A 586-nucleotide genomic window follows, 5' to 3' on the forward strand; every position below is an offset into this window, starting at 1 on the left:
CGCCTTGTGGCCTTCGTCATCGCTGCTTGGCCCATGGTTGGGATCAGTGGAGTACCGGTATTTGAATCCGTGAAGGCGTGTGTGTTCAGCAACGAGTTGATCACCGTTGAAGATGCTCACCAGTTGCGGGGTGAGCCTGACCGTCACTGCCTCTCCTACCAGCTGAAATGGCACAGAATAGTACTGGTAGTCACAGGTGATGTGCCAATTACGGTCGACTTTGAGCCGCTTGTATGACACTTCCGTAAACGGTGTCGGCGGCAGATCGCGCATCACTGGTGCTTCTTCTTGCTCAAAGCGCATGCGCCGTGTTGTGCCATCAGCCCGTGTCATTGCGCTGTTGATATCGGCAAGCCGGTCAGCGATTGCCTCATTGAGTTCATCGAGATTGTAGAAGACCTCGTCGCTGAAATACCCGAGTATTTTGGTGTAGGCGATTTTCACAGCACGTTCTACTGCCGCTTTGTCGCGTGGCCTGCCAGGTCTTGTCGGCACAATCGTGACCCCGTAGTAGTCGGCAAACGCTGCGTAGCGGTCAGTGACCATCCGGTAGCCTGAATGCTTCCTCGGCCGGTAGGTCGCCGTA

General features: G+C 55.3%; 1 pseudogene. It reads right to left on the bottom strand.

What is annotated here, in order from left to right:
- Positions 1–546 (bottom strand): annotated as a pseudogene (locus HMPREF2656_RS01750) (IS21 family transposase); the annotation flags it as partial.
- Positions 547–586 lie beyond the last annotated feature (40 nt).

It is taken from the genome of Corynebacterium sp. HMSC034B08 (assembly GCF_001835805.1).
In the GTDB taxonomy this organism is placed as follows: domain Bacteria; phylum Actinomycetota; class Actinomycetes; order Mycobacteriales; family Mycobacteriaceae; genus Corynebacterium; species Corynebacterium coyleae.